Annotated in this window: 25 protein-coding genes; 22 read left to right on the top strand and 3 right to left on the bottom strand. The window is 70.6% G+C overall.

The window, feature by feature from the left end:
• Positions 1-17: 17 nt before the first annotated feature.
• The 6 genes from smc to G555_RS0114405 all read left to right on the top strand — a co-directional run bounded on the left by smc (position 18) and on the right by G555_RS0114405 (position 6,648).
• Positions 18-3,545 carry a chromosome segregation protein SMC gene (gene smc, locus G555_RS0114430; RefSeq protein WP_028709414.1) on the top strand — a complete coding sequence of 1,176 codons (3,528 nt, stop codon included), beginning with the start codon at positions 18-20 and terminating at the stop codon, positions 3,543-3,545.
• A gap of 73 nt (positions 3,546-3,618) precedes the next feature.
• Entirely contained in the window at positions 3,619-3,846 is a 228-nt protein-coding gene (locus tag G555_RS0114425; protein ID WP_028709413.1) for a hypothetical protein, read from the top strand.
• 38 nt (positions 3,847-3,884) lie between these two features.
• Positions 3,885-4,013: a hypothetical protein gene (locus G555_RS23245; RefSeq protein ID WP_281168203.1), complete on the top strand. Its 129-nt coding sequence runs from the start codon at positions 3,885-3,887 to the stop codon at positions 4,011-4,013.
• Between the two features lie 100 nt (positions 4,014-4,113).
• A complete protein-coding gene (gene ftsY, locus G555_RS0114415) occupies positions 4,114-5,256 on the top strand; it encodes a signal recognition particle-docking protein FtsY (protein ID WP_156887602.1) in 1,143 nt (380 codons plus the stop codon).
• A gap of 74 nt (positions 5,257-5,330) precedes the next feature.
• On the top strand, positions 5,331-6,026 hold the full coding sequence (locus tag G555_RS21460) for a phosphatase PAP2 family protein (RefSeq protein ID WP_051209299.1): 696 nt from the start codon (positions 5,331-5,333) through the stop codon (positions 6,024-6,026).
• Between the two features lie 10 nt (positions 6,027-6,036).
• Positions 6,037-6,648: a VTT domain-containing protein gene (locus G555_RS0114405; RefSeq protein ID WP_036923166.1), complete on the top strand. Its 612-nt coding sequence runs from the start codon at positions 6,037-6,039 to the stop codon at positions 6,646-6,648.
• Between the two features lie 51 nt (positions 6,649-6,699).
• On the opposite strand, the gene G555_RS23125 is transcribed toward G555_RS0114405, so the two are convergent.
• Complete coding sequence (locus G555_RS23125; protein WP_245581287.1) at positions 6,700-7,554, bottom strand: EamA family transporter; 855 nt, start codon at positions 7,552-7,554, stop codon at positions 6,700-6,702.
• 179 nt (positions 7,555-7,733) lie between these two features.
• Between G555_RS23125 and G555_RS0114395 the strand changes: the two genes are divergently transcribed.
• The 4 genes from G555_RS0114395 (at position 7,734) to G555_RS0114380 (ending at position 11,793) form a co-directional block, all read left to right on the top strand.
• On the top strand, positions 7,734-8,411 hold the full coding sequence (locus G555_RS0114395; protein ID WP_028709409.1) for a response regulator transcription factor: 678 nt from the start codon (positions 7,734-7,736) through the stop codon (positions 8,409-8,411).
• A complete protein-coding gene (locus G555_RS20230; RefSeq protein WP_051209295.1) occupies positions 8,408-9,427 on the top strand; it encodes a sensor histidine kinase in 1,020 nt (339 codons plus the stop codon). The genes G555_RS0114395 and G555_RS20230 overlap by 4 nt, the downstream gene beginning before the upstream one ends.
• A gap of 129 nt (positions 9,428-9,556) precedes the next feature.
• Entirely contained in the window at positions 9,557-11,110 is a 1,554-nt protein-coding gene (gene ffh / locus G555_RS0114385; RefSeq protein ID WP_028709408.1) for a signal recognition particle protein, read from the top strand.
• A gap of 59 nt (positions 11,111-11,169) precedes the next feature.
• Complete coding sequence (locus G555_RS0114380; RefSeq protein ID WP_036923326.1) at positions 11,170-11,793, top strand: flavin reductase family protein; 624 nt, start codon at positions 11,170-11,172, stop codon at positions 11,791-11,793.
• A 2-nt stretch (positions 11,794-11,795) separates the two neighbouring features.
• Here G555_RS0114380 and G555_RS0114375 read toward each other — a convergent pair whose 3' ends face one another.
• The gene (locus tag G555_RS0114375) at positions 11,796-12,341 is read right to left on the bottom strand and encodes a YbaK/EbsC family protein (RefSeq protein WP_028709406.1); all 546 of its coding nucleotides are present in this window, start codon (positions 12,339-12,341) and stop codon (positions 11,796-11,798) included.
• A gap of 318 nt (positions 12,342-12,659) precedes the next feature.
• On the opposite strand from G555_RS0114375, the gene rpsP reads away from it, so the two are divergent.
• The 10 genes from rpsP to argG all read left to right on the top strand — a co-directional run bounded on the left by rpsP (position 12,660) and on the right by argG (position 22,332).
• Positions 12,660-13,112: a 30S ribosomal protein S16 gene (rpsP, locus tag G555_RS0114370; protein ID WP_028709405.1), complete on the top strand. Its 453-nt coding sequence runs from the start codon at positions 12,660-12,662 to the stop codon at positions 13,110-13,112.
• On the top strand, positions 13,109-13,369 hold the full coding sequence (locus G555_RS0114365; protein WP_028709404.1) for an RNA-binding protein: 261 nt from the start codon (positions 13,109-13,111) through the stop codon (positions 13,367-13,369). The genes rpsP and G555_RS0114365 overlap by 4 nt, the downstream gene beginning before the upstream one ends.
• Before the next feature lie 59 nt (positions 13,370-13,428).
• On the top strand, positions 13,429-13,956 hold the full coding sequence (rimM, locus tag G555_RS0114360; protein WP_425413851.1) for a ribosome maturation factor RimM: 528 nt from the start codon (positions 13,429-13,431) through the stop codon (positions 13,954-13,956).
• Complete coding sequence (gene trmD, locus G555_RS0114355; protein ID WP_028709402.1) at positions 13,953-14,705, top strand: tRNA (guanosine(37)-N1)-methyltransferase TrmD; 753 nt, start codon at positions 13,953-13,955, stop codon at positions 14,703-14,705. Before rimM ends, trmD begins: the two co-directional genes overlap by 4 nt.
• A 68-nt stretch (positions 14,706-14,773) precedes the next feature.
• Positions 14,774-16,225: a polysaccharide deacetylase family protein gene (locus tag G555_RS21455; protein WP_028709401.1), complete on the top strand. Its 1,452-nt coding sequence runs from the start codon at positions 14,774-14,776 to the stop codon at positions 16,223-16,225.
• Entirely contained in the window at positions 16,222-17,175 is a 954-nt protein-coding gene (locus tag G555_RS20220) for a polysaccharide deacetylase family protein (RefSeq protein ID WP_084635290.1), read from the top strand. Before G555_RS21455 ends, G555_RS20220 begins: the two co-directional genes overlap by 4 nt.
• 162 nt (positions 17,176-17,337) lie before the next feature.
• Positions 17,338-17,991: a succinate dehydrogenase cytochrome b subunit gene (locus G555_RS0114340; RefSeq protein WP_028709400.1), complete on the top strand. Its 654-nt coding sequence runs from the start codon at positions 17,338-17,340 to the stop codon at positions 17,989-17,991.
• A 5-nt stretch (positions 17,992-17,996) separates the two neighbouring features.
• Complete coding sequence (locus G555_RS0114335; RefSeq protein ID WP_028709399.1) at positions 17,997-19,985, top strand: fumarate reductase/succinate dehydrogenase flavoprotein subunit; 1,989 nt, start codon at positions 17,997-17,999, stop codon at positions 19,983-19,985.
• Positions 19,982-20,731, top strand: coding sequence for a succinate dehydrogenase/fumarate reductase iron-sulfur subunit (locus tag G555_RS0114330; protein ID WP_028709398.1), 750 nt, complete (start codon positions 19,982-19,984; stop codon positions 20,729-20,731). The genes G555_RS0114335 and G555_RS0114330 overlap by 4 nt, the downstream gene beginning before the upstream one ends.
• Positions 20,732-20,904: 173 nt before the next feature.
• Positions 20,905-22,332: an argininosuccinate synthase gene (gene argG / locus G555_RS0114325; RefSeq protein WP_028709397.1), complete on the top strand. Its 1,428-nt coding sequence runs from the start codon at positions 20,905-20,907 to the stop codon at positions 22,330-22,332.
• Positions 22,333-22,620: 288 nt separating this feature from the next.
• Here the strand turns inward: argG and G555_RS0114320 are convergent, their stop codons facing one another.
• Positions 22,621-23,403, bottom strand: coding sequence for an isoprenyl transferase (locus G555_RS0114320; RefSeq protein WP_028709396.1), 783 nt, complete (start codon positions 23,401-23,403; stop codon positions 22,621-22,623).
• Positions 23,404-23,577: 174 nt separating this feature from the next.
• On the opposite strand from G555_RS0114320, the gene recO reads away from it, so the two are divergent.
• Both recO and G555_RS0114310 read left to right on the top strand, forming a co-directional pair.
• The gene (gene recO, locus G555_RS0114315) at positions 23,578-24,318 is read left to right on the top strand and encodes a DNA repair protein RecO (RefSeq protein ID WP_028709395.1); all 741 of its coding nucleotides are present in this window, start codon (positions 23,578-23,580) and stop codon (positions 24,316-24,318) included.
• Positions 24,305-25,786, top strand: a complete 1,482-nt coding sequence (locus G555_RS0114310) for a M1 family metallopeptidase (RefSeq protein WP_028709394.1) — start codon at positions 24,305-24,307, stop codon at positions 25,784-25,786. The genes recO and G555_RS0114310 overlap by 14 nt, the downstream gene beginning before the upstream one ends.
• Positions 25,787-25,826: the final 40 nt, after the last annotated feature.

Genomic DNA, 25,826 nt, shown 5'->3' with positions numbered 1-25,826 from the left:
ACCGGCGAGGAGGCGACGTGTACCTGAAGAGCTTGACCCTGCGCGGGTTCAAGTCCTTCGCGTCCACGACGACCCTCGCCTTCGAGCCCGGGATCACGTGCGTCGTGGGGCCGAACGGATCGGGGAAGTCCAATGTCGTGGACGCCCTGAGCTGGGTCATGGGGGAGCAGGGCGCGAAGTCGCTGCGGGGCGGCCGGATGGAGGACGTCATCTTCGCCGGGACGTCGTCCCGCGCGCCGCTCGGCCGAGCCGAGGTCGTCCTCACCATCGACAACAGCGACGGGGCGTTGCCGATCGAGTACTCCGAGGTGACGATCTCGCGGACGATGTTCCGCAACGGCGGCTCCGAGTACGCCATCAACGGGCACACGTCGCGTCTGCTCGACGTCCAGGAGCTTCTCAGCGATTCCGGCATCGGACGCCGGATGCACGTCATCGTCGGCCAGGGCCAGCTCGACGCGATCCTGCAGGCCACGCCGGAGATCCGCCGCGGCTTCATCGAGGAGGCGGCCGGCATCCTCAAGCACCGGGTCCGCAAGGAGAAGGCGCTGCGCAAGCTGGACGCCACGGCGGCGAACGTCGTGCGTCTCACCGATCTGCTCACGGAGTTGCGTCGCCAGTTGAAGCCGCTCGGACGGCAGGCCGAGGTGGCGCGCAAGGCGGCCGTGATCCAGGCCGATCTGCGCGACGCCCAGGCGCGACTGCTCGCCGACGACCTGACGCAGGCGCGGGCCGCGCTGGCCGCGGAGCGGGAGCGGGGCGCGTCCGAGGTCGCGGCGCGCAAGGCCGTCGAGGACGAACTGGCGCGCGTGCGGGCCGCGGAGGACGAGGCCGAGGCGGCCGTCCGTGCCCACGCGCCCGCGGCGCAGCGAGCGCAGGAGACCTGGTACGCCCTCGCGGGCCTGCGCGAACGGTTCCAGGCGACGGCGTCGATCGCGGCGGACCGGGCACGGATGGCCGAACGGGAGGCGACGGCGGATCGGCCGGGCCGCGATCCCGCCGCGCTCGATCTGGAGGCCGAGAACGTGTCCGGCATGGAGGTGGCGCTTCGTGCCGACGTCGACCGGATCCGGGAGCGGGTCACGCAGGCCGAGCGCGAGCGCGGGTCCGCCGAGGCGTCCCATGCCGCGGCCGAGCAGAGTCTGGCCGCCCACCAGCGGGCGATCGCCGACCGCCGCGAGGGCCTCGCCCGGCTCACCGGAGAGGTGGAGGTGCTCGCCTCGCGCGCCGAGGCGGCCGCCGGTGAGATCGGTCGCCTCTCCGCGACCGAGGAGGAGGCGGCGTCCCGGGCCGAGGAGGCCTCGGTCGGGTATCGCGGACTGGAGTCGACGATCGCCGGCCTCACCGCGGGAGAGACCGGCCTCGACGCCGAGTACGAGGCGGCGGAGGAGGCCGCGGCCGGGTGGGCCGATCGAGTCAGCGAGTTGCAGGACGCGGAGCAGCGGGCACTGCGCGACAAGGCTGCCCTGACGGCCCGGCTCGAGGGACTGCGGACGGCCCTGGAACAGCGTGACGCCGGGGCGTCGCTGCTGGAGGCGGGAATCCCGGGCGTGGGCCGTCCCGTCGCCGAACTGCTCACCGTCGAGCCGGGCTACGAGACAGCCCTGGCCGTCGCCCTCGCCGGCGCGAGCCAGGCACTGACGGTCGACGGGCTTTCCGCCGTCGACACGGTGTTCGCGCGGTTGCGCGCCGATGATCTGGGCCGCGCGAGCGTCCTGCCGGTGGGGGCTCCCGGGCCGGAGCGGGACGACTGGCCCCGTCTGCCGGGCGGCGCCCGGTACGCGGTCGACCTCGTCACGGCGCCGGGCGAGATCGCCGGTGCCATCGCCGGTCTGCTCGCGCGGGTCGCGGTCGTCGCCGATGTCGGGGCGGCGCGGGAACTCGTCACCGCCCTGCCCGAGATCACCGCTGTCACGCGCGACGGCGACCTCGTGACCGTCCGCTATGCCGCGGGGGGCAGTGCCTCGCGCCCGTCGGCGATCGAGCTCCATGCGCAGATCGGCGCCGCGGAGACGGAACTCGCCTCCGCGCAGGAGACGCTCGAGCGGACGCGGTTCGCGCTGACCGAGGCCGGGTCGCGCCGGGAGCAGGCCGCCGAGCGCGTGGCCGCGGCGCTCGCGCGACTCCACGAGTCCGATGCCCGGATGGAGGCGGTGGCCGAGCAGTTGGGGCGTCTGCGGCAGGAGGTGGCGGCGGCGCGAGCGCAGGCCGAACGACTCGCGGCGTCCCGGGCCGACGCGGAGCAGAGCCGGGCGCGGTTCGAGGCCGCGCTGGTCGAGTCGCGCCGACGGCTGGAGCTGGCGGAGTCGGCCGACGTGGATGCGGAACCCGATCCCGCCGAACGCGATCGGCTGGCCGTCGTGGCACGCGAGGCCCGGGCGGCGGAGATGGCCGCCGGCCTCGAACTGCGGACGGCCGAGGAACGGCTGCGTTCGGTGGCCGGACGGGCCGAGAGCCTGCGCGCCGCCGCCGCCTCCGAGCGGGCGTCCCGGGAGCGCCACGCCGCCCGGAAGCGGGAGCTGCTGGCCGAGGCCGCCGCCGCGCGCGCCGTCCACGACGCCGCGCGGTGGGCCGTCACCCATGCGGAGTCCCTGCTCGCCCGGGCCGAGTCGGCGCGCGCCGCGGCCGACGACGCTCGCGCCGCCGCGGACGCCGCGCTCGCAGATCTGCGGGGCACCTCGCGCCGGCTGGCCGCCGACTTCGAGCAGATGGTCGCGACCCAGTACCAGGGCGAGCTGGCCGTCGCGCAGCACGCCCAGCGCATCGACGCGCTCACCGAGCGGGCGCTCACCGAACTCGGGCTGGACGTGGCCGACCTGCTGGCGGAGTTCGGGCCCGACCAGCAGGTGCCGTCGGCCGACGCCGCCGGCGAGGAGGTCACCGTGCCGTACCGGCGGGCCGAGCAGGAGGCGCGGCTCGCCGCCGCCGGCAAGCAGCTCGCCCTGTTGGGCCGGATCAACCCGCTGGCGCTGGAGGAGTTCGAGGCGCTGCAGGAGCGCCACGGGTTCCTCTCCGAGCAGTTGGAGGACGTCAAGCGCACGCAGGCCGACCTGCTGGGGATCATCGCCGAGGTGGACGCCCGCGTCGAGCAGGTCTTCAAGACGGCCTACGGCGATGTGGCCGAGGCCTTCGAGCGGGCGATCTCCCGCCTGTTCCCCGGAGGGGAGGGGCGACTGGTCCTCACCGATCCCGACGACTGGCTCGGCACCGGTGTGGACGTGGAGGCGCGACCGGCCGGCAAGAAGCTGAAGCGGCTGTCCCTGTTGTCGGGCGGCGAACGGTCGCTGGTGGCGGTGGCATTCCTCGTGGCGCTGTTCACGGCCCGGCCCAGCCCCTTCTACATTCTCGACGAGGTGGAGGCGGCGCTCGACGACACGAATCTCGGGCGGCTGCTGGAGATCTACGAGGAACTGCGTGCCGACAGCCAGCTCATCGTCATCACCCATCAGAAGCGGACGATGGAGATCGCCGACGCCCTGTACGGCGTCACGATGCGTTCCGACGGCGTGTCCACCGTGATCAGCGAACGTCTCCGCGACGGATGACCGTGCTCCGGGGGGGCCGTTGGGGTCTGGAGTAGCATCTGAGGGTGACAACCGGAAGAAGGGTTCTGTCGTCATGATGGTCTTCATCGCGATGGTTCTGATCCTGGCCCTGGCCCTGGGCGTGTGCGCGGTCGTCGTCATCGGGACGCAGGGCGCGGGCAAGGAGAAGGCTCCCCAGATCGCCAACGCGTTCGCCGAGACCGCGCGCCACCTCAACGGCGACGCGGAGCCGCCGGAGAGTCTCGTGACGCTGCTGGCCGTACGCGGCAAGGGCGATGCCGAGGACGCCGACGAGGAGTAGCTGCCGACGAGTCCGATCGGGGGAATTAGACTATGGGTGTGGAAATCGTGTTCTGGCTCATCTTCGCGGGGATCGCCCTGGCGATCGTCGCGGGATCGATCACGATCATCGTCGGACGGGAACCGGCGCCACTGCCGATCCCGATCGAGGATTCCGAGCAGGGCTGACCGTCCGTGCGGGGCCCCGGGCGCGGCGGCCCCGTGATCCTGGCCATGGCCGGGCGCCCCTGAGCACGCCTCTACACTGAGCGCCGTGGACGACATCATCATGTGGATCGTCATCGGCGGTCTGCTCCTGGCGGTCATCGCCGCGACCATCACCATCATCGTCGGCAGGCAGCGGGAGCTGCCCGGCGGGGCGCCCGAGGAGCTTCCCTCTGCGGAGCCGGTCGATGCCGAGGTCGTGGAGACCGAGGAGCCCCGGGCCGAGGTGGAGGCGGTCGACGCGCAGATCGTCGAGCCCCCCGCAGGGCCGGAGGCGCCCGAGGCGCCGGGAACGCGGATGGCCCGTCTCCGGCGGCGCCTCGCGTCGAGCAACAACGCCCTGGCCCGCGGGCTCGCGACCCTGTTGGCGCGGGACCGCATCGACGAGGACACCTGGGACGAGTTCGAGGCGACCCTCATCACGTCCGACCTGGGCGTCACGACGACCACCACCCTCGTCGAGAGGCTGCGGGGACGCCTCGCCGTCGACGGCGTGTCCGACCCGGCCACGGCCCGAGGGGTGCTCCGCGAGGAGCTGCTGGAGCTCGTCCGTCCCGGCATGGATCGCGGCCTCCGCACCGAGGGCGCCGACGGGGAACCGGGCGTCGTCATGGTCGTGGGCGTCAACGGCACGGGCAAGACGACCACGATCGGAAAGCTCGCTCGCGTCCTCGTCGCGGAGGAGAAGTCGGTCGTGTTGGGTGCGGCGGACACCTTCCGTGCCGCGGCCGCCGACCAGTTGGAGACGTGGGGGAGTCGGGTCGGCGTGCCGACGGTGCGCGGCCCCGAGGGGTCCGACCCGGCCAGCGTCGCGTTCGAGGCCGTGGGTCGGGCGAAGGCCGACGGTGCCGACGTGGCCGTCATCGACACGGCCGGCCGGCTGCACACGAAGACCGGTCTGATGGACGAGCTCGGCAAGATCAAGCGGGTCATCGAGAAGCAGGCCCCCGTGACCGAGGTCCTGCTCGTCATCGACGCGACGACCGGTCAGAACGGCCTCACCCAGGCGCGGATCTTCGCCGAGGTCGTGGACGTGACCGGAATCGTCCTCAGCAAGCTCGACGGCTCCGCGAAGGGCGGCATCGTCATCTCGGTCCAGAACGAGCTCGGGGTCCCGGTCAAGCTCGTCGGCCTCGGCGAGGGGGTCGACGACCTGGCCCCCTTCGATGCAGAGGGCTTCGTGGACGCCCTGCTCGCCACCGACTGACCGGTCCGCCCGGGCACTGTCCGCGCCCGTGGAGTCTGAGGGGATTCTTGGAACGCGCCCGCGATGCTGCTGGGATGTCCTCGGTTGGGTACTCGCGCACTCTCTTTCCGGCACTGGTCTCGGCGTTCGTCGTGGTCGGCGCGGTCCTCCTCGCCGGGTTCCTGATCGTGGCGACCCCGGCATGGTCGGACGCCGAGGCGCAGGCGATCGCCGCCGTCGGGCGATTCGGAGCGCCGTGGCTCGACGCCGTCGCCGTGGGCGTCGACGTCGCGTTCGGCCCGCTCGGGGCCGTGGCGCTGATACTCCTGGTCGTGGTCCGGGTCGCCGTTCGCGGACGGTCGGTGCGTCGCGGCCTGGCGGTCGCGACGTGGATCGCGGTGCCGTGGGCCGTGGCCGAGGCCGTGAAGCTCGTCGTGCGCCGCCCCCGTCCCGGCTCCCTGTTCGCGAGTGGGCCGGTGGCGACCCCGGAGAGCTTCAGCTTCCCGAGCGGGCACACGGCCTTCGCCGCGGCGCTGTGCTGCGCCGTGATCCTGGCGCTGGCGCCGGGCCGCACGCGCCGGGTGGCGATCGTGGTCGGCGTCGTGATCGTCCTGGTGACGGCATGGTCCCGCGTCCGGCTCGGCGTCCACTACCCGAGCGATGTCGTCGCGTCGATGCTGCTGGCGCCGGTCGTGAGCGTGGCGGCGAACCGGTGTACCGGCGCGATGACTCCCGGCCGAGGCCGCGTGCTCGCCGTCGATGCTGAGAGGTTTCTTGGACACGGACAGTGACCATGGCGGCATGGATGTCACCTCGTTGCTCGTCGCCGCGGGCCCGTTCGCTCTCGCCCTGATCGCGGTCATCGTCTTTGTCGAGAACGGGCTGCTGTTCCCGTTCCTGCCGGGAGACAGCCTCGTCTTCGCCGCGGCGCTGCTCGCCACGCACCTGGACGTGCCCTGGCCGTCCATCGCGGGAGTGGCCGCCGCCGCGGCCGTTCTGGGCGGCGAGGTCGGCTTCGCCATCGGGCGCCGCCGCGGACGAGGACTGTTCCGGCCTGACGCCCGGATCTTCCGGCAGCGGTATCTGGACGAGGCGGACGCGTTCTTCGCACGCCACGGCACGGCGGCGATCGTCATGGCCCGCTTCGTCCCGATCGTCCGCACCTTCCTGGCTCCCGCGGCCGGGATCTCGTCGATCGGTCGTCTCACGTTCAGCCTCTGGAACGCGATCGGTGGGTGCCTGTGGGCCGGAGGGCTCGCCGTGGCCGGGTACTACCTCGGCGACATCCCGTGGGTCGCCCGTAACGTGGAACTGCTGACGGTGGGGATCGTGCTGGTGTCGGTCGTCCCGGTGGTCCTCACCGCGCTCCTGCGCCGACTGCGGGCACGACGAGCCGGCCCCGGTGCGGCGTGAGGGCCGCGGATGCGCCGACAGGCGTCGCCCCGGCGCGGATCGCCGGAGACGTCACACCAGCATCAGCAGTGTGCCCGCGACGATGAGCACGAGCCCGAACGCTGCTCGGCGGGGGAGCGGCTCGTGCAGGATCAGGGTCGCGAACGCGACGGTGAGCACGATGCTCAGCTTGTCGATCGGGACGACGACGCTCGCCGGGCCGTCCTGCAACGCCCGGAAGTAGCACAGCCACGACGCGCCGGTCGCGACGCCGGAGCCGGCGATGAACAGCAGCTCCCGGCGGGGGACGGTGCGCAGCAGGCGGTGCTCCCCGGAGACGAGGACGACGATCCACGCCATGACGAGGACCACCCCGGTCCGGATGGCGGTGCCGAGGTTGGACTCGACTCCGGAGATGCCCACCTTGCCCAGCACGGACGTGAGAGCGGCGAACACGGCCGAGCCGATGGCGAACAGCAGCCAGCTCCAGGACTGCGCTCCGCGGGCGGCCGCACGCCGCTCGATCATGAGGAAGGTCCCGACGCCGATGAGGCAGATCCCGGCCAGCCGCGTCGGAAGGCTCTCGGTCTCGCCGAGCAGCACGATGGCGAACAGCACGGTCAGGACGATGCTGGACTTGTCGACCGGCGCGACCTGGTTCACATCGGCCAGGTGCAGCGCCCGGAAGTAGCACAGCCAGGACGCGCCCGTGGCCAGTCCCGACGCCACGAGGAAGGCCACGGTGGTGCCGGAGAGGTCGGTGATCGTGTTCTGGGACCCGACCAGGAAGACGACGAGCCAGGCGAAGGCGAGCACGACCACGGTGCGGATCGCGGTCGCCAGGTTCGACGGCGTGTGGCGGATGCCGATCTTGGCCAGGATCGCGGTCAGCCCGGCGAACACCGCCGAGCCGATCGCATATGCCACCCACATCCTGCCTCTTCTCGCCGACGGCCGGACCCGGCCGGTCGCCCGGCGTCGGCCGCGGTCCGCGGTGGCGCCTCGTCACCCGGACGGCCGGGGCCCTCACGCATTCGCACCCTACGCCGCCCGGCGACGACGTACGCTCCGGTCGTGGTCGCCATCGTTTCCGCGGAGCCGGCACCGTGAACGCGCCTGTCGCCGATCGCAGGGACCGTCTGCTGCTGGTGGAGGACGATCCCGATCTCGGACCCTTGCTGTGCGAGGCGTTGGAGGACGACTATGACGTGATGCTCGCCACGAGCCTCGCGGGCGGAGCGGCCGAGACGGCGCGCGCGGAGTTCGACGTCCTCGTCATCGACCGGCGGCTGCCCGACGGAGACGGTATCGACCTGGTGGCCTCGCTGCGGCGTACGGGTGTGGCGACGCCGGTCCTGGTGCTCACCGCGCTGGGCACCGTCCGTGACCGGGTCGACGGGCTCGATGCCGGCGCCAACGACTATCTGGTCAAGCCGTTCGACCTGGATGAGCTTCTCGCGCGGCTTCGCGCGATCTGCCGGGTGTTCGGCACCGACGGCTCTCCGACCCGGATCGGCGACTGGGACTTCTTCCCGCGCAGCCGCGCGATCCACTCTCCCTACGTCGGCCGGATCATCCTCAGCGAGCGTGAGTGCCAGGTGCTGGAGCTGCTCGCCTCGGACCCGAGCCGGACCTTCTCACGACGGGAGATCCTCCATCGCGTCTTCGACGCCGGCGACAGCCTCGGAGTCGTCGACACCTACGTCCACTACATCCGCCGCAAGACGGTTCCCGAGATCGTCACGACGGTGCGCGGCCGCGGCTACAGGCTGGGCCTCACATGAGCGACGACCTGCGCGACCCCGACCGGCTGGCCGTGCGCGCCGCCGCTCGTCGCGTCGGCGGCTACCTCGCGGTGACCACCGGCGTCCTGGTTCTCATCACCTTGGCGGCCATGGTGGTCTTCGTGCTGCGCCATGCGCACGAGTCCCCGCGCGAGCCGGGCGGCTCGATCGAGGTCGAGGTCTCGGATCTGCTCGCCGCCGCCGTGGCCATCGGGGGGTGTGCCGTCGTCATCGCCGCGTTCGCGAGCTGGTCGGCGACCCGGCGAGCCGTGGCGCCCCTCGCCGAGTCGCTACGACTGCAGCGCAGGTTCGTCTCGGACGCCGGTCACGAGTTGCGCACGCCCATCGCCGTCCTCGACACCCGCCTGCAGCTTCTTCAGCGACGGTTGCCGCCGGAGGATCCGACGGCGGCGACGGTCGAGACGCTGCGGCGCGAGACGCAGTCCCTCAGCGCGATCGTCACCGACCTGCTGGCGATCGCCGAGGCGGATGCGCCCACGACACACGGATCGTCGCGGGTCGTCGACGTCGTCACGGCGACGGTCGAGTCGCTGGACGTCCTCGCGCGCAGCCGCGATGTCGCGATCACGGTCGCCGGGATGGTCGACGCCCGGGTCGCCCTTCCGGCGATCGCCCTCCAGCGCGCGCTGACCGCCCTGCTCGACAACGCCGTCAAGCATGCGCCGCCGGGCACGGAGGTCACGGTGAGCATCGAGACGGGGCGACGGGATGTCCGCATCGCGGTCCGCGACCGCGGTCCCGGAGTGCGGGGGATCGATCCGGATCGGGTCTTCGACCGGTTCGCCCGGGGCAGCGAGGAGGCCGCGCGCTCCGGCCACGGCATCGGGCTCTCCTTGGTGCGGGATACCGCCGACCGGTACGGCGGTTCGATCCGCCTGGTCGACGCCGACGGGCCCGGGGCGCAGTTCGTGCTCCGGCTCCCACGCGTCCTGCGGCCTGGCGGAAACCCCCCGCGTAGCTACCCTCCGGCCGCGAAGCTACCGGGGGACCGGTAGCGTCGCGGCCCCGGCGTAGCGGCCCGGCCCGGAACGTAGCGACGCCGTACGGCCGGTCCATCCCGCCCGGTACGCTGGTGCCCAGTTGCGCGCACGCCCGTTGCGCGTGGACCTGCGAAGGATGCTTCTGTGTTCGACACCCTGCACGACCGGCTGAACGACGTCTTCCGCTCCCTGCGCGGGAAGGGACGCCTGACCGACGCCGATATCGACGCGACGGCGCGTGAGATCCGCATCGCCCTGCTCGAGGCCGACGTCAATCTCGCTGTCGTCAAGGACTTCGTCGCGGCGCTGAAGGAGCGGGCGCGCGGGGCCGAGGTGCACCAGGCTCTCAACCCGGCGCAGCAGATCATCAAGATCGTCAACGAGGAACTCGTCGCCGTGCTGGGCGGCCAGACACGACAGTTGCGGTTCGCGAAGAGGCCCCCGACCATCCTCATGCTCGCCGGCCTCCAGGGCGCGGGCAAGACGACGCTCGCCGGGAAGCTCGGCCTGTGGCTCAAGGAACAGGGGCATTCGCCGCTGCTCGTCGCCTCCGACCTGCAGCGTCCGAACGCCGTCACGCAGTTGCAGGTCGTGGGCGAGCGCGCCGGCGTGCACGTGTTCGCCCCCGAGCCGGGGAACGGGGTCGGCGACCCGGTCGACGTGGCCCGCCGGGGTGTCGCCGAGGCGCGGCAGAAGCTCTACGACGTCGTCGTCATCGACACTGCAGGCCGGCTGGGCGTCGATGCCGAGCTGATGGACCAGGCCGTCCGCATCAAGGAGGCGACCAGTCCGGACGAGGTGCTGTTCGTCGTGGACGCGATGATCGGCCAGGACGCCGTCAACACCGCGCAGGCGTTCGCCGACGGAGTCGGATTCGACGCGGTCGTCCTCAGCAAGCTCGACGGCGATGCGCGCGGCGGCGCCGCGCTGTCCATCGCCCGGGTCACGGGCAGGCCGATCATGTTCGCCTCCAACGGCGAGGGGCTGAAGGACTTCGACCTCTTCCACCCCGACCGGATGGCGAGCCGCATCCTCGGCATGGGCGACATGCTCACCCTCATCGAGCAGGCGGAGAAGACGTTCGACGCCGAGCAGTCGGCGAAGGCCGCCGAGAAGCTGCTGCGCGGGCAGGGCGAGTTCGGGCTGGGGGACTTCCTGCAGCAGATGCAGGCCGTCCGCAGGATGGGCCCGTTGTCCAAGGTGTTCGGCATGCTTCCCGGGATGAGCGGGATCGATCAGGTGAAGAACATCGACGAGAAGGAGATCGACCGGATCGAGGCCATCATCTATTCGATGACGCCGGCCGAACGGGACAATCCGAAGATCCTGGACGGCTCGCGGCGCCGTCGCATCGCGGCGGGCTCCGGCACGGTCGTCGCCGACGTCAACAACCTCGTGAACCGGTTCTTCGAGGCCCGCAAGATGATGCAGTCGCTCGCCGGGGGAATGCCCGGGATGCCGGGGATCCCGGGGATGGGCAAGCGCACCCCGCCCCAGCAGCGCAAGGGCAAGAAGGGCAAGGGCTCCCGCGTGTCCGGCAACCCCGCCAAGCGGGCCGGGGCGGTTCCGTCGGCTCCGGTCGCGCAGGCCGCGCCGCAGCCGCAGAGCCAGGCCGAACTGCAGGAGGCGATGCAGAACTTCCAGCTTCCCGCCGACGTGCAGAAGCTGTTCGACAAGACCAAGCGGCAGGGTCTCTGACGGCGTCCACGATGAACGGCGCCCGGCACCGGTCGAAGCGTTCGGGCTAGCCTGTGACCGTGGCAGCCAAGCGCACGTTCCCTGCGGCGGAGCAGTCCGCGCAGCGTGCGTACCGCCTGCTGACGGCGTCCGTCGCTCCCCGCATGATCGGCTGGGTGTCGTCGCGTTCGGCCGAAGGCGTCGACAACCTCGCTCCGTACAGCGCCTTCACGATCGTGTCCAGCCGGCCGCCGATGATCGGCTTCACCTCGTTCGGCGTGAAGGACACCGTCCGCAACGTGCGGGAGACGGGCGAGTTCACGGTGACGGTCGCGACGCCCGGCCATGTCGGCCAGGTCAACGAGACGGCGAGCAACTTCCCGCCGCACCGGTCCGAGTTCGTCGAGTGCGGCATCGCCGCCGAGCCGAGCGTCTTCGTCGCGCCTCCCCGGCCGGCGTCCGCGCAGTGCACCCTCGAATGCCGCCTGCATCAGATCGTGGAGTTCGGCGACGGTCACTTCGTCGTGGGCGAGGTTCTCGGCTGGGTCATCGACGCGGACGTGATCGAGGAGAACCACCCCGAAGGACCCCATCCGCGGCCGCAGGATCTGCGGCCCCTGTCGAAGCTGGGCGTGGACGAGTGGGCGACCCTGGGCGATGTGTTCCGGATGGCGCGCCCGGACTACAACCGGTCGCAGGCCTGAGCTCAGCGCAGCACGGGAACGGCGAGCCCCTCGAGCACCTCCGCACCGGGCAGCAGTGCGAGATCGGCTCCGGGCAGCAGGATCTTCGATCCGCGGATGCCGGAGCCCACGATGACCTCGGCGGTCGCGGCCACGGCGGCGTCGATCCAGACGGGCCAGCCCGCGGGCAGGCCGATCGGCGTGATCCCCCCGTACTCCATGCCGCTGGCCGACACCGCGAACTCCATCGCGCTGAAGGACGCCTTGCGCACGTCGAGCCGTTTGCGAACGAACGTGTTGACGTCGACGCGGGTCGTGGCGAGCGCCACGCACGCGACGTGGCGCTCGTCGCCGCCGCGGCGTCCCGTCACGAGCACGCAGTTCGCGGAGGTGTCCAACGGCACGTCGTAGGCGGCGCACATCGCGGCGGTGTCGGCGAGCGCCGGGTCGATCTCGAACACGCGGGCGCCAAGAACATACGTCAGAGCGGCTGCCACCGCCGGTGCGAGCAACTCCGGCCGTTCGGCGGCCGGCCAGGTGGTCAGGTGGGAGTGCACGTCGGACACCATGCCATCCTGACATGCATCGATACCGTCGCGGCATGCGTCCACCACGCCCCGGCGAACGCTCCGGAACTGTCGGAAACTCGCGCGAATCCGGCAGTTGCGGAGCGTTCGGCGCACAGGGGCAGGGGTCCGGGCCCCACCGGTTCGCCCCGCGGGGTGAAATCTGGCAGAATGCGATGCGCGTCTCGTCAACGGGTGCCCTCTCTCGCCCCGCGGTCGAGATCCATCTGAGCTTGTGCGCGATTCCCCACGATCGGGTGCAGACTCGTCCACCGAGCCGGGATCGTCCCCGGCTGAAGTCCAACAGGAGAACCCACACAAGTGGCTGTCAAGATTCGTCTGAAGCGGCTCGGCAAGATCCGCGATCCGCACTACCGCATCGTCGTCATGGACTCCCGCACCAAGCGCGACGGTCGCGCGATCGAGGAGATCGGGCTGTACCACCCGAAGAGCGATCCGTCGATCATCCAGGTCGACTCCGAGCGCGCCCAGTACTGGCTGTCGGTCGGCGCGCAGCCGACCGAGGCGGTCGTCGCGTTGCTCACCCGTTCCGGTGACTGGCAGAAGTTCAGCGGCTCCGACGCCCCCTCCGGCATCGAGCCGCAACCCGATCGCGCCGACAAGGCCGCGGTCTTCAACGCCGCCCTGGCCGACCTGAACGACGACCCCGCCGTCGCCGCGTTCACCGCGACGAAGAAGGACGAGGCACCGGCCGCCGCCGAGCCCGAGGCCGCCGACGCCGAGGCGTCGGCCGACGCGGACGAGGGCGCGTGACCGTTCTCGCCGAGGCGTTGGAGCATCTCGTCAAGGGCATCGTCCGGAACCCCGACGACGTGCGCGTGACCGATGCCGACCGGCGGCACCAGCGCGTGCTGGAGGTCCGTGTCCACCCCGACGACATCGGCAAGGTGATCGGACGACAGGGACGTACCGCGTCGGCACTGCGAACGGTGGTCGCGGCGCTGAACGATCGCGGTCCGATCCGAGTCGACTTCGTCGATGTCGACAGGCGGTCGCGCGGCCGTCGCTGAGAAGACCCTCGACGCCCCGGACCATCGGTTCGGGGCGTCTCGGCATGAAGGAGACGTCCGTGGACGAGGTCGAGGTGATCGTCGGCAGAGTCGGCCGCGGGCACGGGCTCGGTGGCGAGGTCACCGTCGCTCTCGCGACGAGCGAGCCCGAGACACGGTTCGCGCCGGGTTCGCGGCTGATCACCGAGGACGGCCGGGTCCTCACCGTGGAGCGAACCCGGCGCCACGGTGGCAGCCTGCTGGTCGGGTTCGCCGGCGTCGCCGACCGGACGGCCGCCGATGAGCTGCGCGGTGCCGTCCTGCTGGCTGCGGTCCCCGCCGACCTGACGCCCGTCGATCCCGAGGAGTTCTACGACAGGCAGCTCGTGGGACTCACGGTCCGCACGCGCGAGGGCCGAACCATCGGGACGGTCGTCGCTGTCGAACACCCTCCCGCCCAGGACCTCCTCGTCGTGCGCGTGGGCGATGCGACCCGCTATGTCCCGTTCGTGGCCGAACTGGTTCCCGACGTCGACCTCGCGGCAGGGACCTGCACGGTCGTCGACCTGCCCGGGCTCCTCGACGACGCCGCGGTGGAGGCGCGATGAGGCTCGACATCGTCACGATCTTCCCCGACTACTTCGCCCCGCTGGACCTGTCGCTGGTGGGCAAAGCGGCCGCCACGGGCATCATCGACGTCGCCGTGCACGATCTGCGCGCGTGGACCAGCGATCGGCACCGCACCGTCGACGACACGCCCTACGGCGGTGGAGCGGGGATGGTCATGAAGCCGGAGCCGTGGGGGCTCGCCCTGGACGACCTCGCGCGGCCCGGGGCGCGGCTGATCGTCCCGACCCCGTCCGGAGTGCCCTTCACGCAGGCGACGGCCGACGCGCTGGCGCGTGAGTCACATCTCATCCTCGCCTGCGGACGGTACGAAGGGATCGATGCGCGCGTCGTCGAGTACGCCCGCACGATCCTCCCCGTCGACGAGATCAGTCTCGGCGACTACGTGCTGAACGGGGGAGAGGTTGCCGCGCTCGCGATCGTCGAGGCGGTGGTCCGGCTCCTGCCCGGGGTGCTCGGGAATCCGCAGTCGCTCGTCGAGGAGTCCCACTCGGCCGACTGGAGTCTGCTGGAGTATCCCAACTACACCAAGCCCGCCTCGTGGCGCGGGCTCGACGTCCCCGAGGTGTTGTTGTCGGGCCACCATGCCGCCATCGCCGCGTGGCGCCGGGAGCAGGCGCGGGCGCGCACCCGGGCGGTGAACGAGGCGCATCCGGAGCCGGCAGCGGGCGCTGCCGACGGGCCATGTGGCGCCGACACGCCCGGAGATGACGAAATACCTTCTGGCTGACGGGTGGTGCCGCGCGGCTACAGCGTTCCCATCTCATAGGATCATGACAGGTTCATGAAGGAGAGATCGTGTTCCGTTCTGGGGCGTCGCGTGCGGCGATGGTGATCGCCATCGCACTCGGGCTGGCCGGCTGTGCGCAGGACACGGCACCTGTGACCCCGGCCCCTTCCCCCACCACGCGTGAGGCGGCGTTCGCGGTCGTCGACGAGTCGCTGATCGGCGGGCTGACCCACGCGACGCTGTCGGGTGACGGCGTGACCACCGCGGTGCCGGAGGTGTCCAGGGCGACAGCTCTCAACCTGGCGGCGCAGATCGTGCGCAACAAGGCGCTGCGAGCCCGGGGCAGGTCCGGCGGCACGGTCGACGTGACATGGCACGCGATCGCAGCCTCGAACGACCTGCTCGGCGTGGTGCTGACCGTCGCCACCGCGGGTGGCAGCGCCGGCGAGGCGGTCGTACCGGTCAGCCTGTGGTACGCGGAAGGTGCCCGCACGGTCGCCACCGGCGCCGTGCTGATCGACCCCGGCTCGTGGGACGCCTTCGTGAAGGCCGTGGCGGCCGACGTCGGCGCGAAGGGCGGAGACGAGGCGGCGGCGACCGCCGCGCTGGGGTCGCCGGGCGCGCCGCAGGGCACCGGCCCGGCGATCGGCTTCGACGAGAGCGGTGATCTGGTCGTCTCCTTCGCCGGACGTGCGGCAGGCGCCGCCGACGCCCTTCTCACGGTGTCGATCGACAAGGATGTCGCGCAGGAATGGCTGTCGGAGTTCGGCGACGAGGCGCTCGGCGCCGCGACCCACCCGTCCCACTACACGCAGGGCGTGGACGGACCGGGTGTGACGACGCTGGCGACCGCGGCGGCGGGGTCTCGACCCGACGCGGACGTCGTCGGCGACTGCCGGTCGCGCAAGTGCGTCGCGCTGACCTTCGACGACGGCCCGGGTGAGCGCACGGCCGAGGCTGTCGCCGCGCTCGCCGACGCGGGTGTCGCGGCCACCTTCTTTCAACTGGGTTCCATGATCGAGGAGGACCCGGCCGGAGTGAAGGCCGTCGCGCTGAGCGGCAGCGAGGTCGCCTCGCACACCTGGCGGCACAACGCCCTGCCTGCGTCCGGCGACGAGGCGGCGAAAGACCAGGTGCGACGCAATGCCGTGGCACTACAGAAGATCACCGGCGACTGGCCGGTGATGATGCGACCGCCGTACGGCAGCCACAACCGGCGGATCAACAAGATCGTGGGCGCCCAGAACCAGGTCCTCGTGCAGTGGACCATCGACACGCTCGACTGGAAGACGAAGTCCACAGAGGCGACGATCGCCTCCGCGACCGGCGCCGAGGCGGGCGACATCGTCCTCATGCACGACATCCATGCGACGACCGTCGATGCGATCCCCGAGATCGTGTCGCGACTCACCGAGGCGGGCTTCACGCTCGTGCCGGTGGCCGAACTGTCGTCCCCGAACACCTGGCAGACCGGGGCGGTCTACTGCGCCGCCCCCTGGCGGAAGCGGAGTTGCTGGTGAGCACCAGAACCGATGCCGTGGTGGCGGTCGTGAGCGTCGTCGCGCTCGCCGTGTCGATGGTCGGGTGCGCGCGGGCGGCGACGGTGGTCACCGCCGATCCGGTCGCGTCCACGGCCACGCCGGCCGCGTCGGCGACCGTGGCAGCGCCGTCCGCCGCGGCCTCCTCCGCGTCCGTCGCCTCGGCATCCGCGTCGGCGACCGCGACAGGTTCTGCGTCCTCCGCGTCGCCGCGGACGGCGCAGCCGTCGACCGCCCGGGCCACGGCTACCGGGTCGAAGTCCGGCGCGGCCAACGGCACGGCGCGCCGGGCCGTCACCCAGCCCGCGCTGGGGACGAAGGTCGACTGCAGCAGGCACGCCTGCGTGGCCCTGACCTTCGACGACGGTCCGGGAAGCCAGGCGGCGTCCCTCGTGCAGACGCTGACGGCGGCACGGGTCCCCGCGACCTTCTTCTTCCTCAGCTCCGTGGCGGCGAACAACCCTTCCGGTGCAGCGTCCGTGGCGGCCAACCCGTACATGGAGATCGGGGACCACTCGATCAGCCATCCGGCGCTGCCCAAGCTGGGCACGGAGGGGATGACCAAGCAGATCGCCGGTTCCAAGCAGCGCCTGGAGGCGCAGACCGGTCGCCGGATCACCCTGTTCCGGCCGCCGTACGGGGCCATGAACGCAGCGGTCAAGAAGCTGTGCGCGGCCAACGGCATGGCGATCATCACCTGGGACGTGGACACCTTGGACTGGAAGCACCGCTCCGCGGACAAGCTGACCTCGGTGGCCATGTCGGAGGTCCGGCCGGGCAGCATCATCTTGATGCACGACATCCACTCGTCGACGGTGAAGGGCGTTCCCAAGCTCATCGCGACGCTCAACAAGGCCGGCTACACCATGGTCACGGTCAGCACCCTCCTCGGCACGACCTCTCCCGGAAAGGTGTACACAGGCCGGTCGTGACCGAAAAGACGTGCAGATCGGCCGTTCGGCGAGAGATCCTGCAGGAGTTTGGTGGGGGGCCAGGCCTGAAAACCCGTGAGGCCGTATGGTGTCGGTGTGGCGACTACAACTCTAACAACCCATCAGAGAGCGGTGCGGTCATCGGTAGCCATCAAGGCGCTGATGGCCGTGACCGGCCTCATCCTCGTGGGCTTCCTTCTCATGCACATGTACGGCAATCTGAAGATGTTCATGGGCGAGGAGGCATTCAACCACTATGCCGAGTGGCTCAAGGGTGACATCCTCTACCCGCTCGTGCCCAGTGGCTGGTTCATCTGGATCTTCCGTGTTTTCCTTCTCGCGGCCGTCGTCCTGCATATGTGGTCGGCGATCTACCTGTGGCACAGGTCGGCGAAGGCGCGTGGATCCAAGTACCAGCATGTGACCAGGAAGGTCCAGACGTACTCCGCGCGCACGATGCGCTGGGGCGGGATCATCCTCGCGCTGTTCATCATCTTCCACATTCTGCAGTTCACGACGAAGACGGTCCCGCTGGGGTATGACCTGGAGCAGACCCAGCACTCGCCGTACCTCATGTTCCTCGGCGCCTTCTCCAGCCCGCTGGTGTGGGTGATCTACGCGGTGTGCATGATCGCTGTCTGCATGCATGTGCGGCACGGGTTCTGGAGCGCCTTCACGACGCTCGGCGCGAACCTGAGCAAGAAGGCCGAGCGGGTTCTCAACGGGCTGGCGTACTTCGTGGCGATCCTGCTGTACGTCGGGTTCATGCTCCCGCCGACGTTCGTGTTCCTGCACCTGGCACCCTTCGGAGGCTGATGACGATGAACGACGCAGTGGATTACTACATCGAGGGCGATCCGGTCGCGGACACGAAGGCCCCCGCCGGCCCGATCGACAAGAAGTGGTCGGAGCGCCAGTTCACGGCGCGGCTGGTCAATCCGTCGAACCGTCGCAAGATGACGGTCATCATCGTCGGGACGGGGCTCGCCGGTGGCGCCGGCGCCGCGTCCCTCGGCGAGGCCGGGTACAACGTCCTCAACTTCTGTTACCAGGACAGCCCGCGGCGGGCACACTCGATCGCCGCCCAGGGCGGCATCAACGCGGCGAAGAACTACCGCAACGACAACGACTCGGTCTACCGGCTGTTCTACGACACGGTGAAGGGCGGCGACTACCGCGCCCGCGAGACCAACGTCCATCGTCTCGCCGAGGTGAGTGCGAACATCATCGACCAGTGCGTCGCGCAGGGCGTTCCCTTCGCCCGCGAGTACGGTGGCCTGCTCGACAACCGCTCCTTCGGCGGCGTGCAGGTGCAGCGCACGTTCTACGCCCGCGGCCAGACCGGCCAGCAGTTGCTGATCGGCGCGTACCAGGCGCTGGAGCGTCAGGTGGCGGCCGGCACGGTGAAGATGCACACGCGGCACGAGATGCTCGAACTGATCGTCGCCGACGGCCGCGCCCGCGGCATCGTCACCCGCAACATGGTCAACGGCAAGATCGAGACGTGGTACGCCGACGCCGTCGTGCTGGCGACCGGCGGCTACGGCAACCTGTTCTTCCTGTCGACCAACGCCATGGGCTGCAACGTGACCGCCAACTGGCGGGCACACCGCAAGGGTGCGTACTTCGCCAACCCGTGCTACACGCAGATCCACCCGACGTGCATCCCGGTGCACGGCGACACGCAGTCGAAGCTGACCCTGATGTCGGAGTCGCTGCGCAACGACGGGCGCATCTGGGTGCCGAAGAAGGCCGAGGACTGCGACAAGGATCCCCGCCAGATCGCCGAGGAGGACCGCGACTACTACCTGGAGCGGATCTACCCGGCGTTCGGCAACCTGGTCCCCCGCGACATCGCGTCGCGGCAGGCGAAGAACATGTGCGACGAGGGTCGCGGGGTCGGCCCCGCCGTCACCGAGGTCGGGCAGGACGGTGTGGAGCGGCAGGTCCGCCGCGGCGTCTACCTGGACTTCGCGGACGCGATCTCCCGGCTCGGCAAGGACGGCGTCGCCGCCCGCTACGGGAACCTGTTCGACATGTACCTCCAGATCACCGGCGAGGATCCGTACGAACTGCCGATGCGCATCTACCCGGCCGTGCACTACACCATGGGTGGCCTGTGGGTCGACTACGACCTGCAATCGTCCATCCCGGGCCTGTACGTGGCGGGCGAGGCGAACTTCTCCGACCACGGCGCGAACCGGCTGGGTGCGTCCGCCCTCATGCAGGGGCTCGCCGACGGCTACTTCGTGCTGCCGAACACGGTCAACGACTACCTGGCCGACGCGCCGTTCGAGAAGATCGACGACTCGCACCCGGCCGCGCAGGAGGCGTTGGCCTCGGTGAAGGGACGCATCGACAAGCTGCTGTCCATCAAGGGCACGCGGACCGTCGACTCGTACCACAAGGAACTCGGCCAGATCATGTGGGAGTACTGCGGCATGGAGCGGACCGCCGAGGGCCTGAAGAAGGCGATCGGACTCATCCGTGACCTGAAGGCCGAGTACTGGGAGAACGTCCTGGTGACCGGCGTGAACGAGGACTTCAACCAGTCCCTCGAACGTGCGGGTCGCGTCGCCGACTTCTTCGAGCTCGGCGAGCTGATGTGCATCGACGCGCTCCATCGGCGCGAGTCGTGCGGCGGCCACTTCCGGGCCGAGTCGCAGACCGAGGACGGCGAGGCGCTGCGCCACGACGACGAGTTCCTCTACGTCGCCGCGTGGGAGTTCGGCAGTGGTGGGAAACCCGTGCTTCACAAGGAATCCCTCATCTACGAGTCCATCGAGCTGAAGCAACGGAGTTACAAGTGAACATCACACTTCGCATCTGGCGGCAACCGAACGCCGAGGCCCAGGGACGGATGGTCACCTACCAGGTTGCCGATGTCTCACCGGACATGTCGTTCCTCGAGATGCTGGACATGCTCAACGAGGACCTCACCGTCAAGGGCGAGGAGCCCGTCGCATTCGACCACGACTGCCGGGAGGGCATCTGCGGCATGTGCGGCGTGGTCATCAACGGCGTGGCCCACGGCCCGTCGGTGACGACCACGTGTCAGCTTCACATGCGCAGCTTCTCCGACGGCGCGGTGATCGATGTCGAACCGTGGCGGGCCGAGCCCTTCCCGGTCATCAAGGATCTGGTCGTCGACCGGACGGCGTTCGACCGGATCATCCAGGCCGGCGGGTACATCTCCGCCCCGACCGGCACCGCCCCCGACGCGCACGCCGCTCCCATCGCCAAGAAGAACGCCGATCGGGCGTTCGACGCAGCGACCTGCATCGGCTGCGGAGCCTGCGTCGCCGCGTGCCCGAACGGCTCGGCGATGCTGTTCACCTCGGCGAAGATCGTCCATCTCGCGATGCTGCCGCAGGGCCAGCCCGAGCGTCATCTGCGGGTGAAGGGCATGATCGCCCAGCACGAGGCGGAGGGGTTCGGCAACTGCACCAACATCGGTGAGTGCGCGGCGGTCTGCCCCAAGCAGATCCCGCTGGACGTCATCAGCCAGATGAACCGCGACCTCATCTCGTCGCTGTTCAAGAGGGACGGCAAGTAGGACCGACACGGCGAACATGTCGCCACGACGGACGGCGGCGGGTGCGGATGCACCCGCCGCCGCGGCGTTCCGGGGCTCTTCGGCCCGTCGCACACTCGCGCCGGAGGGCCGCCGGTCGTCCGCACCGTGTCGGCGGTGAGCGGCCCGGGGCGTCCACCCATAGGATCGTGTCCATGCCCAAGGTCCTGATGTCCCTGCCCAAAGGCGAGCGCGTGGGGATCGCCTTCTCCGGCGGTCTCGACACCTCCGTCGCCGTGGCCTGGATGCGCGAGAACAAAGCCATCCCCTGCACGTACACCGCGGTGATCGGTCAGTACGACGAACCCGATGTCGAGTCGGTGCCGGGACGGGCGCTCGCGTACGGAGCGGAGATCGCACGGCTGGTGGACTGCACGCTGCCGCTGGTCGAGGAGGGCCTCGCGGCGCTCACGTGCGGCGCGTTCCACATCCGCTCGGCAGGGCGGACCTACTTCAACACGACGCCGCTCGGGCGCGCGGTCACGGGGACGTACCTTGTGCGGGCCATGCAGTCCGACGACGTGAACGTGTGGGGCGACGGCTCCACCTACAAGGGCAACGACATCGAGCGCTTCTACCGCTACGGTCTGCTCGCCAACCCGCAGTTGCGCATCTACAAGCCATGGCTCGACCCGGACTTCGTGCGCGAGCTGGGCGGTCGCGCCGAGATGTCGGCGTGGCTGGCCGAGCGCGGTCTGCCGTACCGCGACTCCGCCGAGAAGGCGTACAGCACCGACGCCAACATCTGGGGCGCCACCCACGAGGCGAAGGAGCTCGAACTCCTCACGCAGGGGGTCGACATCGTCGAGCCGATCATGGGCGTCGCGTCCTGGCGTCCCGAGGTGCGGATCGACACCGAGGACGTGTCGCTGCGGTTCGAGCAAGGACGCCCGGTGGCGATCAACGAGGAGACCTTCGAGTCGCCGGTCGATCTCGTCCGCAAGGCCAACGAGATCGGCGGCCGGCACGGGCTGGGGACGACCGACCAGATCGAGAACCGCATCATCGAGGCGAAGTCGCGCGGCATCTACGAGGCGCCCGGTATGGCGCTGCTGCAGATCGGCTACGAGCGGCTGGTCAGCGCCATCCACAACGAGGACACGATCGCGGCGTACCACTCCGAGGGCCGCAAGCTCGGACGGCTGCTGTACGAGGGGCGCTGGCTGGATCCGCAGTCGTTGATGATCCGCGAGTCGTTGCAGCGGTGGGTCGGGTCGGCGGTCACCGGGGAGGTCGTCGTCCGGTTGCGGCGCGGCGAGGACTACTCGATCCAGAGCACGTCCGGGCCTTCGCTCAGCTACCAGCCCGAGCGGCTGTCGATGGAGCGGGTCGGCGATGCGGCATTCGGCCCTGAGGACCGGGTCGGTCAGCTCACCATGCGCAATCTCGACATCGCCGATTCGCGCACCCGGCTCGAGCAGTACTCGGCCATCGGCGTCATCGCCGGCGAGGTCAGCGAACTCGTGGGGCACGTCGAGGCGGGCAAGGCGGCCCAGATCGAGGCCCGGCCCGACAAGAGCGTGGACGAGCCGCTGATCGAGGGCGCCCAAGAGCGCTCCAGCTTCGATCTCGGGGCCGACTAGCTCGATCGGTCACCGGTCCTTGAGCTTGTGTCCCACCGGTCCTTGAGCTTGTGTCCCACCGGTCCTTGAGCTTGTGTCCCACCGGTCCTTGAGCTTGTCGAAAGGACCTGAACTTGTCCCACCGGTCCTTGAGCTTGTCGAAAGGACGTGGGCGTGACTCGCGGGTGGCTTCGACAGGCTCACCCACCGTCGTCGACAGGCTCACCCTCCGTCGTCGACGGGCTCACCCTCCGTCGTCGACGGGCTCACCCTCCGTCGTCGACGGGCTCACCCATCCGGCACACGGACTCAGCGCGGTGGCGTGACCTCGTTCGGGATCGCTCCGCCGAAGCGCCGGTCGCGGTGTGCGTAGATCTCGATCGCCCGCCACAGGTCGCGCCGGTCGAAGTCGGGCCACAGCCGGTCCAGGAACACCAGCTCGGCGTAGGCGGACTGCCAGATCAGGAAGTTGGACGTCCGCTGCTCGCCCGACGACCGGACGAACAGGTCGACGTCGGGGATGTCGGGTTCGTCGAGGAACCGCCGGAAGCGATCCTCGGTGAGTCGCGCAGGGTCGAGCTCGCCGCGCTGCGCGGCGGCGGCGATCGCCCGCGCGGCGTCCACGATCTCGGCTCGGCCGCCGTAGTTGACGCAGAACTGCAGCGTCAGGACGCTGTTGTCCCGGCTCTGGCTCTCGGCGGTCTCCAGCTCGGAGATGACGGACTTCCACAGCCGGGGCCGTCGGCCCGCCCATCGCACCCGCACGCCGAGGTCGTCGAGCTGGTCTCGGCGGCGGTGGATGACGTCGCGATTGAAGCCCATGAGCCAGGTCACCTCGGCGGGGGACCGGCGCCAGTTCTCGGTCGAGAACGCATAGGCGGACAGGTATTTCACGCCGATCTCGATCGCGCCCTCGATCACGTCGAACAGGGACGTCTCGCCTGCTTCGTGCCCTTTGGTGCGGGGCAGGTTGCGGGCCTTCGCCCAGCGTCCGTTGCCGTCCATGACGAGCGCGACGTGCTGCGGGACGAGGTCGGCGGGCAGCACCGGAGGGCGCGCGCCGCTGGGATGCGGTGTCGGCGGTCGAGTCACGCCTCGAGCCTATTGCGTCCACGGGAGCGATGCTCCTGCCCGCTCCTCGCGATGCCCCGACCCCGGCCGCTCGCGGCCCGGCCGACTCCGCACGACCGCACGACGTGGCCTGTCCTGTCGCCGACGGCGCGGCGTGGCGTGGCACCGGCGGACGTGGCGGGAGACAATGGACCGGTGCCGACCTATCGCGACGAGGCCATCGTCCTTCGTACCCACAAGCTGGGCGAGGCCGATCGCATCGTCACGCTCCTGACGCGGCTGCACGGCAAGGTGCGGGCCGTCGCGCGGGGGGTACGCCGGGTGTCGTCCAAGTTCGGCGGACGCCTCGAGCCGTGCTCCCACGTCGACCTGGAGATCGCCTCCGGCCGCACCCTCGACACGATCACGCAGGCCGTGACGCTCCACCCCTTCTCCGAGCCGATGCGTGCCGACTACCGGCTGTTCACCACCGCCCAGGTGATGACCGAGACCGCCGACCGGGTCGTCGGGGAGGACCACCAGCCCGCGTTGCGCCAGCACCTGCTCCTGGTCGGCGCGCTGCGGACCCTGACCACAGGGACACCCGACGGTCCCCGGCCGGCCGGCATGATCATGGACTCGTACCTGCTGCGCGCCGTCGCGCTCGCAGGCTACGGAGCGAGCCTCGACACCTGCGCCGCGTGCGGTGCGCCAGGCCCCCACGAGGCGTTCTCCGCGACCGCCGGAGGCGCGGTCTGCCGCCAGTGCCGCCCGCCCGGCTCGGCGGTCCCGCGCAGTCGGACGATGCCCTACCTGCTCGCGCTCCGCGACGGCGACTGGGTCTCGACCCGCGCGGTCCCCGATATCGTGCAGCGGCAGGCCAGCGACCTCGTCGCGTCCTTCGTGGGCTGGCAACTGGACCACCGCCTGCGATCCTTGGTGCATGTCGAACGGTGATCCGCCGCGCCGCGTCCTGTGGATCGTCCTCATCGGACTGGTCGCGCTGTGCATCGCGGGCACGGGGATCCTCGCCTGGCGGTCGCGGCCGCCCGACGGATCCCCGGCTTCACCGGAGGCGCCGCGAACGACCACGCCGACCAGGACGCCGCTCCCCCTCGCGAAGGGCGCCGACGGCGTCGGCGACGACTACGACCCCGCGGCGGGAGCGACCGGGTACGACGCCCTCGCCTACGACATCGACGTGGCCTGGGATCCGGGCACCGAGCGGCTCAGCGGGACGACGGTCATGACCGCCAGGGCGGCCGCGGGCAGCGCCTGGACCTCGCTGTCCTTCGACCTGCTGCTTCCCGTCAGCGCCGTCCTCGTCAACGGCGAGCCCGCGGACTTCACGCAGGAACCGGGGGAGCGCGACGTCCGCTTCACTCCCGCCGAGCCCATCGCCGGGGGCGCCGAGTTCACGGTGGCCGTCACCTACGGTGGCGACCCGGCGGCGGCCGACGACACCGTGTGGCTGGTCAACGGAGAGGAGTGGACGGCGGCCGGAGAACCCGCGTCGGCCCCCGTCTGGTTCCCGTCGAACGACCATCCGAGCGACCCTGCGGCGTTCGACGTGACCGTCACCGTCCCAGCCGGGATGGAGGCGTTCAGTGTGGGGCGGCTGGTCGGGACGGCCGACGACGACCCTGCCCGGGACACCTGGCGTTACGAGCAGCGCCGACCCGTGCCGACGTATGCGGTGTTCCTCTCCATGGGGTCCTTCGAGATGGTCACCGGCACCGACGGCGACTGGCCCTACGTGTACGCCGTGAGCACGCAGATCGCCGCGCGGCAACGCACGCAGATGCTGGCCACCCTGCGCGGCACCGGCGAGATCGTGCGCTCCCTGGAGGAGTTCCTGGGCCCGTATCCACTGGCGGACATCGGCGGCGTCGTCCCGTCGGCCGGGATGTGGTTCGGGGCGCTGGAGACGGCCGGGCGCCCGGTGTACAACGCACGCTCGGTCGACACCGACACGATCGTCCACGAGATGGCGCACATGTGGGTCGGCAACACGGTGACGCTGGCACGGTGGGACGACATCTTCGACAACGAGGCCATGGCGTCCTTCGCGACGTGGGTCTACGCGGAGCGGGTCGGCGGCGTCTCGGCCGGCGACACCTTCGAGCGCACCTACCGGCGCTTCGGGGCGTGGCAGGTGAGCCTGGCCGATCCGGGCGTCGAACGACTCTTCACGGTCGTGTACGTCCGCGGGCCGATGGCCATGCAGGCGCTGCGGAACCGGCTCGGCGACGAGGTGTTCTTCCCCGTGTTCCGCGCCTGGGCGCAGCAGGAGGGCCCCCGCTCGCTGGAGCAGTTCCGCGCCTTCGCCGCCGAGCGTTCGGGGCAGGATCTGGACGCGTTCTTCGCGGCGTGGATCGACGCGACGACCGCTCCGGCGAGGACGGCGGCGAACGGGTTCGACTGACCGTCCGGCCGCCGCGTGCGGGGACGTCCCGCCAGGTCGT

Source organism: Propionicicella superfundia DSM 22317 (assembly GCF_000423465.1).
In the GTDB taxonomy this organism is placed as follows: domain Bacteria; phylum Actinomycetota; class Actinomycetes; order Propionibacteriales; family Propionibacteriaceae; genus Propionicicella; species Propionicicella superfundia.
This window is presented reverse-complemented; position numbering and strand designations above follow the sequence as displayed.

Coding starts and splice junctions, on each gene's coding strand:
- G555_RS0114375 (WP_028709406.1), bottom strand. CDS start 12,341: ATGGTGTCCGACGTGCACTCCCACCTGACCACCTGGCCGGCCGCCGAA.
- G555_RS0114335 (WP_028709399.1), top strand. CDS start 17,997: ATGAACGACGCAGTGGATTACTACATCGAGGGCGATCCGGTCGCGGAC.
- trmD (WP_028709402.1), top strand. CDS start 13,953: ATGAGGCTCGACATCGTCACGATCTTCCCCGACTACTTCGCCCCGCTG.
- argG (WP_028709397.1), top strand. CDS start 20,905: ATGCCCAAGGTCCTGATGTCCCTGCCCAAAGGCGAGCGCGTGGGGATC.
- G555_RS21460 (WP_051209299.1), top strand. CDS start 5,331: ATGTCCTCGGTTGGGTACTCGCGCACTCTCTTTCCGGCACTGGTCTCG.
- G555_RS0114405 (WP_036923166.1), top strand. CDS start 6,037: ATGGATGTCACCTCGTTGCTCGTCGCCGCGGGCCCGTTCGCTCTCGCC.
- G555_RS20230 (WP_051209295.1), top strand. CDS start 8,408: ATGAGCGACGACCTGCGCGACCCCGACCGGCTGGCCGTGCGCGCCGCC.
- ftsY (WP_156887602.1), top strand. CDS start 4,114: ATGTGGATCGTCATCGGCGGTCTGCTCCTGGCGGTCATCGCCGCGACC.
- G555_RS0114425 (WP_028709413.1), top strand. CDS start 3,619: ATGATGGTCTTCATCGCGATGGTTCTGATCCTGGCCCTGGCCCTGGGC.
- G555_RS0114340 (WP_028709400.1), top strand. CDS start 17,338: ATGGCCGTGACCGGCCTCATCCTCGTGGGCTTCCTTCTCATGCACATG.
- G555_RS0114310 (WP_028709394.1), top strand. CDS start 24,305: ATGTCGAACGGTGATCCGCCGCGCCGCGTCCTGTGGATCGTCCTCATC.